This window comes from uncultured Paraglaciecola sp. (assembly GCF_937123705.1).
In the GTDB taxonomy this organism is placed as follows: domain Bacteria; phylum Pseudomonadota; class Gammaproteobacteria; order Enterobacterales; family Alteromonadaceae; genus Paraglaciecola.
Map to the genome: position 1 here is coordinate 1 of NZ_CAKZKO010000160.1, position 6019 is coordinate 6019.

Here is a 6019-nt window from a genome sequence, read left to right on the forward strand (position 1 = left end):
TCCCTAATGCATCTATCTTACTGATTGAGCCTCTTATTGAGGAATTTAATCAGTCGTTGAAAGATATTCAAACACAACGTTCATGCGAGCTAATTGGTAAGGCATTAGGAGCTACTGAAAGTACGATGGAGATTAGCTATGACCCTAATCGTCCAACCAAAGCATCATTATTTAATAGAACAAGTGTTTCAAAAAATGAAGGAGTATTAACTAAAAAGCAAATCTCAGTTACTACACTAGATCGTGTTTTAGAGAATAGAGAGTTAAATGGAAAATCGATCTTATTAAAGATTGATGCCGAAGGAGGGGAGGTATCTATCTTAAAGGGTGCCGAGCAATCACTTCCATTTTTTGATTCGATTATTGTTGAAGTGTCAATCGTAAAGAGATTTGAAGAGAGCTATGAATTTGAAGAGCTCATCTCTTTCTTAATGAGTCATGGGTTTAAATTATATTCCTTTTTGAATTTGAGGACCGTTAAGGAGGAATCAAGACAACGATATGCTGATATTCTGTTTAAAAAAGCTGAATAATAGATAAATAAAGGTTTTCGCTATATTAAACTTTAATGAACTGTATTTAGCTCTAAATTTGGTAGTGGGCAATTATTGACTATTAGTAGTAAAGCTAAAAAATCTATATTTCCTGATCCGCCTATATCGAAGCTTACATTTTCTGTTTGATTAAAATTTAATAGGGTTTCGTAACCTGCTCTTGGGTTGACTAAGCAACTTGCGACTTTATTGACAAAGATATGATCTAAACAAGCTTGGTTACAGGCGATGCAGGAATTAATACTTTGCGCCTGATCCGCTTCGGCCTTTTTTACGAATTGGCTGTCTGCTAAAAAGGGACGAGCCATGGACACCATATCGGCTAAACCATCCGCTAATATTGCCTCTGCTACTTCTGGCGTATTAATACGATTACACGCCACTATGGGTATGTTGGTACGGTTTTTTACTTTGGCAGTAATGCCACTGAATGCTGCCCTGGGAACAACGCTAGCAATAGTTGGGATCCGTGTTTCATGCCAACCTATGCCGCTGTTTATGATATTTACTCCTACCTCTTCTAAGGCCAAAGCCAATTGAATCACTTCTTCAAAATCACTACCGTTTTCGACTAAGTCTAAAATCGATAGCCGGAATATCACAATATGATTGTCACCAAAGCGTTGCCTAATTCTGCGAATTATTTCCAGCGGAAAGCGTGTTCTGCTTTTGAAACTGCCGCCCCATTTATCCTCTCTTTTATTGGTATGCCGACAAATAAATTGATTAATCAGGTAACCTTCAGAACCCATAATTTCAATGCCATCGTAGCCAGCGGCAAAAGCTAAACCGGCACAGACTACAAAATCTTCAATTTGTTGTTCTATTTCATCTTCACTGAGTGAATGAGGAATAAATGGCACAATCGGCGCTTGAATGGCGCTTGGTGCAACAATTTGGCTATGGTAACCATAACGACCCGCGTGCAGGATTTGCATGCATATTTGGGTGGGATATTGATGCACAGCGTTTGTGATAAGTTGATGGTCAGTAATATCTTGTTTGCGACTAAGAATGACGCGCTTAGGTGCTAAGATCCCCGATTCGTTGGGAGAAACACCGCCTGTGATGATCAAGCCTACGCCACCCGCTGCTCGCTCTTCATAGAATGCGGCTAATCTTGCAAAACCGTCTACTTGTTCTTCAAGGTTGGTATGCATCGAGCCCATGATGACTCTATTGCTTAAAGTGGTGAACCCCAAATTTAGAGTAGACAATAAGTGGGGGTAGGGCATATAACTTTCTATATCGCAGAGAATAAATCCAGTTTAACATGAATCTGTAAAATGATACCAAAGCTGATTATTCGATTTTGTAACGAGTAGATAAAAATGCAGTTAACCAAAAACAAAATCCACGTTTACTTTTGCGACATGCAACAGCTATCTATGACTGATAAAAGCTTGCTCGAATTGCTTAATGAATCAGACCAAGCAAGGTTTCAAGCCTTTAAAAATAAAAGTCGCCAACGTCAGTTTGCCATCGCCAGATGGTTAGTTAAACAAGCGTTAAATGAACAGTTTAATATTGATATTGCACATGATTATTACCTTCATGAATTTAGGTTGTGGCAAATAAAAGCAACAGGTTCAAATTTTCCGGTTTCTATTAGCCATAGTGGCGACATGGTTGCTGTTGCCCTAGCCAGTTCACCTTGTGCAATTGGCATTGATATCGAAAAACACAAAAAACGAAACTTTCAAGCATTGCTGCAAGTGTTCAGTACCGAACAAGAACAAGCTTTTATTTCTAACGGAGGTGATACATCGCGTCTTTTTTATCGATTATGGACGGCAAAAGAGGCTTTTTTTAAAGTAACCCAGTTTGCAAACGACTTAGTGTACAAACAAGAGATGAACCAATGTATGACGCAATCGCTAGCAACAGTAGCTGGGTTCCACTCTCAAAGTGGGGAGCTAGAAAAAGGGGCTTATAGTTTTTGTGTCATGACAGATAATGCGGCAGTCATTCCTGTTGAATTTATAAAGTTGCCAAAGCCAAGCGTTGAACCATAAGCCTTGCTTTAGTAGACTTTCTTTTTTGACCGGGAAGTATCATGGCCTTGAATTTTAGTATCGCCAACTGTGTGGCTTGGGCGCCAGGATTAGAAACCAAGCAAGACTGGCAATTGTGGCAAAGTGGCGAAAAGTCTTTGGCTGATGAATTAACTTTACCTAAATTAGCCTCAATCCCTGCAATGCAGCGCCGCCGTTTAAGTCCATTTGCAAAAGTGGCTTTACACTGCGCATTGGAAGCCAGCGGTGACCATCAAGCCGATATACCTTTAGTTTTTTCTTCCCGTCACGGCGATCTACATCGCACTACCAGTTTGATAGAAAACATTGCTGCAGCAGAGGACTTATCACCAACCCAATTTGGATTGTCGGTGCATAATGCCGCTGCGGGACTATTTAGTATTTTTACTGGAAATCGCGCTCCTATATCTGCCGTTTCAGGCGGGCAGACTAGTTTTATGCAAGGTTTCCTCGATAGTGTGGCAAAAATGCACGCTAATAAGTTGCCAAGAATATTGTATGTGTTTTGTGATTTACAGGTTCCTGAATGTTATCGCCCTTATGTGTCTGATGACGATGACATAGCCATCGGATTGCTGTTAGAGCCAGCAAAGGATGATAGCCACTCCTTTAATCTAGAGTATAAACAGTCGGAAGGTCAGGCGCTAAGTGACTGCCAAGCATTAAGCTTTATGGATTTCATTTTAAGTAGTAACCACCATATGCAAGCTAATGTGCATCAACAAAACTGGCACGTTTCTCGTTTAAATTAAGTTAGCAATTAGCAAATAACATCAAGCCTAGAGTATGCGAACCTGTTGCGAATTAACTACAGAATGATATTATTGTAGGCACAGATGTAATGATGACTCTTACAAATTTTGAGTTGTTATATTGCCTTTCATTTCCCACTGTTTTGAGGTCTTGACTAATCATAGCAAAGGATTGAAGCCAGCCATTCGCGAGTGTTGCAACACATTGCATTCGCAAAAGAACCTTAAGATAGGAAAGTAGATGAGCAACCTAAACCATGAAATAAAGCAGCTAATTATTGAAGCCTTGGATTTGGAAGACATAACTGTTGATGATATTGAAGATGATGCTCCTTTATTTGTCGATGGATTGGGACTTGATTCTATCGATGCATTGGAACTAGGTGTAGCTATTAAAAACGCTTACAACATTAAGATTGATGGAAATACAGAAGACAGTAAGAAATATTTTTACTCGGTAAAAACGTTGAGTGATTTTATTCAACTTAGTAAATAGGGTTTCAAAAAAGATGGATCAACAACAAATTTTATCAATGGTAACCAGCATACTAGTCAACGAGTTTGAAATTGACGAAGCGGATATTTTACCTGAAACCAATATTTATGAAGATTTAGATATCGACAGCATCGATGTGGTCGATTTGGTGGTTCGCCTTAGAGCCGAAACGGGGCGCTCGATTGAACCTGGCAATTTTAAACAAGTCAGAACTATCGATGATTTGTTAAATGCGTTAGACAAACTTATTAACGATTAATCTCACTCAAACCACGCTACTTTAATTTTCTCAACGGTAATGAGTAGCGGTAAAAGCTAAAACATAAGCCTTAAGGTAGTAACTATAGATGGACTTAAATACCTACCGAATTGATCCTCAGGCTATTAAATTTTTTGATGACACACACGACAATACTGAATGGTTTAACATTGTCGCTGGTTATCGCAGTGAATTATTGAATTCATCCGCTAAAAAATGGTTATTATTCGAAGCGGATACTTTTTTATTTTCAGCCATGTTTTACGCGTTATTGTCGGCTGGCAAGTCAATTGTGTTGCCACAAAATGCGCAATCAGAGCATATCCGCGAAATTAAAAAACATACCCAGGCCAGTATTGGTTGTGACGCTATTTCTCCTGACTTACCCACATCCAAAGATTGGCCTTCACAACCTTTGTCGAGTATTGAAATTGAAGGCGCTACTGAGGTCACATTTTTCACCTCAGGCTCTACCGGCCAAGCGAAAGCAATACTTAAGCAATACCACCAGTTACAAACAGAAGTTGACTGCCTAGAAACCAATTTTGGTGAAAAGGTAAAGGACACGGTTTTCTTATCAACTGTATCTCATCAGCATATTTATGGTTTGTTATTTAAGGTGCTTTGGCCTTTTGCAAAAAAGCATGGAGTGGTATGCCAAGCCTTTGAATATCCTGAACATATTGTTAATCAGGTGAACAATCAGAATATTGCTGATTTCACTTTGGTGGCAAGTCCTGCTCACTTACATCGTTTACAGTTAGATAACCCTTTGCTATCAGTTCAAGATCGTTTGAAAGGTATTTTTTCTTCTGGTGGCCCGTTAGATGCAGATGCGAATATTGCATTGCAACAAAATTTAAATTGCCAATTAACAGAAGTCTATGGCAGTACCGAAACCGGCGGTATTGCCTGGCGTAATCGAGACACAATAACAGACGATGATTGGCATACGTTCGCTGGCGTGACGGTAGCCCACCAAGCTGACAGCGATTTGTTATTGTTGTCTTCTCCTTATCTGAATCAAAACCAGTATTGCGGAGACGACAAAATAGCGTTAATCAGTCCGACACAATTTCGGCTTCTTGGTAGAGCTGATGATGTAGTTAAAATCGAGGAAAAACGGATTTCTTTGCAAGAAGTGCAACAACGTTGCAAACAACATCAATATGTACATGATGTGTGTGTGCTGGTGATAGGTAAAAAACGTAAACAATTGGCAGCGGTAATTGAATTAAATGCATTAGGCAAAGAAGCCAAAAATACTATGCCGATCCACTTGTTTAATCGCATGTTTAAAGGGTATTTGGCGCAATGGTTTGAGGCTGTGACCTTGCCAAAAAGATTTAGATATCCCCCGCAATTACCTTATAATAGCCAAGGTAAATTAAACCGAAAGGCAATGGAGTCCGATTTTGAGTGAATGCGTTTATCATGGCGAGTTAATGTCTGTTGAAAAACAAGATAATTCGGTTTTATTAGAGCTTAAAATTCCTCAAAATTTGTATTATTTTCAAGGGCATTTGACCAATGCTCCGGTTTTACCAGGTGGCGCTTTGACCCATTGGGTGCTGGAATATATTAATGAATATTTTGACGTGGACTCTTCTCTTTTTCAGGGGTTTAAAGGCCTGAAATTTCAAATTATTATCTGTCCTGGATATACCCTTAAATTAAAATTGAGCCAGGTACCCAAAGCGGCAAACTTCTTAGGCTAAGAGGAAAAGGATTGACCTCGGTAAATGAATATGGTAGAGGAGATTTAATTGTAAATATTAATGTTTGGACTCCAAAACAACTTACTGCGGAAGAAAAAAATACGTTGGAGCAATTGAGAAGTTCAGAAAACTTTATTCCTAGCCCTGACCACAAGGAGAAAGGATTTTTTCAGAAAGTGAAGGAAATGTTTCAGTAAGTTTAAA

At 39.1% G+C, this 6019-nt stretch carries 8 protein-coding genes and 1 pseudogene; 8 read left to right on the plus strand and 1 reads right to left on the minus strand.

The window, feature by feature from the left end; genetic code table 11:
* The coding region (locus Q0688_RS21520) for an FkbM family methyltransferase (RefSeq protein WP_299082281.1) at positions 1-533 on the plus strand (533 nt) is incomplete at its 5' end.
* 152 nt (positions 534-685) lie between these two features.
* Here Q0688_RS21520 and Q0688_RS21525 read toward each other — a convergent pair.
* Positions 686-1789 (minus strand): annotated as a pseudogene (locus tag Q0688_RS21525) (2,4-dienoyl-CoA reductase FMN-binding domain-containing protein); the annotation flags it as partial.
* Positions 1790-1885: 96 nt separating this feature from the next.
* Here Q0688_RS21525 and Q0688_RS21530 point away from each other — a divergent pair.
* The 7 genes from Q0688_RS21530 (at position 1886) to Q0688_RS21560 (ending at position 6012) form a co-directional block, all read left to right on the plus strand.
* Positions 1886-2569: a 4'-phosphopantetheinyl transferase superfamily protein gene (locus tag Q0688_RS21530; protein WP_299082284.1), complete on the plus strand. Its 684-nt coding sequence runs from the start codon at positions 1886-1888 to the stop codon at positions 2567-2569.
* Between the two features lie 41 nt (positions 2570-2610).
* Positions 2611-3342 carry a beta-ketoacyl synthase chain length factor gene (locus Q0688_RS21535; RefSeq protein ID WP_299082286.1) on the plus strand — a complete coding sequence of 244 codons (732 nt, stop codon included), beginning with the start codon at positions 2611-2613 and terminating at the stop codon, positions 3340-3342.
* A 241-nt stretch (positions 3343-3583) separates the two neighbouring features.
* A complete protein-coding gene (locus tag Q0688_RS21540) occupies positions 3584-3838 on the plus strand; it encodes a phosphopantetheine-binding protein (protein WP_299082288.1) in 255 nt (84 codons plus the stop codon).
* A 13-nt stretch (positions 3839-3851) separates the two neighbouring features.
* Positions 3852-4097: an acyl carrier protein gene (locus tag Q0688_RS21545; protein WP_299082289.1), complete on the plus strand. Its 246-nt coding sequence runs from the start codon at positions 3852-3854 to the stop codon at positions 4095-4097.
* A gap of 88 nt (positions 4098-4185) precedes the next feature.
* Positions 4186-5520, plus strand: a complete 1335-nt coding sequence (locus Q0688_RS21550) for an AMP-binding protein (protein WP_299082291.1) — start codon at positions 4186-4188, stop codon at positions 5518-5520.
* A 22-nt stretch (positions 5521-5542) separates the two neighbouring features.
* Positions 5543-5815, plus strand: coding sequence for an acyl-CoA synthetase (locus Q0688_RS21555; RefSeq protein ID WP_299082293.1), 273 nt, complete (start codon positions 5543-5545; stop codon positions 5813-5815).
* 11 nt (positions 5816-5826) lie between these two features.
* Positions 5827-6012, plus strand: coding sequence for a hypothetical protein (locus Q0688_RS21560; RefSeq protein ID WP_367179825.1), 186 nt, complete (start codon positions 5827-5829; stop codon positions 6010-6012).
* The last annotated feature ends 7 nt before the right edge of the window (positions 6013-6019 follow it).

Bases quoted from the DNA above. Each gene is read 5' to 3' on its own strand.
- Q0688_RS21535 (WP_299082286.1), top strand. From the start codon at position 2,611: ATGGCCTTGAATTTTAGTATCGCCAACTGTGTGGCTTGGGCGCCAGGA.
- Q0688_RS21555 (WP_299082293.1), top strand. From the start codon at position 5,543: ATGTCTGTTGAAAAACAAGATAATTCGGTTTTATTAGAGCTTAAAATT.
- Q0688_RS21550 (WP_299082291.1), top strand. From the start codon at position 4,186: ATGGACTTAAATACCTACCGAATTGATCCTCAGGCTATTAAATTTTTT.
- Q0688_RS21540 (WP_299082288.1), top strand. From the start codon at position 3,584: ATGAGCAACCTAAACCATGAAATAAAGCAGCTAATTATTGAAGCCTTG.
- Q0688_RS21545 (WP_299082289.1), top strand. From the start codon at position 3,852: ATGGATCAACAACAAATTTTATCAATGGTAACCAGCATACTAGTCAAC.
- Q0688_RS21530 (WP_299082284.1), top strand. From the start codon at position 1,886: ATGCAGTTAACCAAAAACAAAATCCACGTTTACTTTTGCGACATGCAA.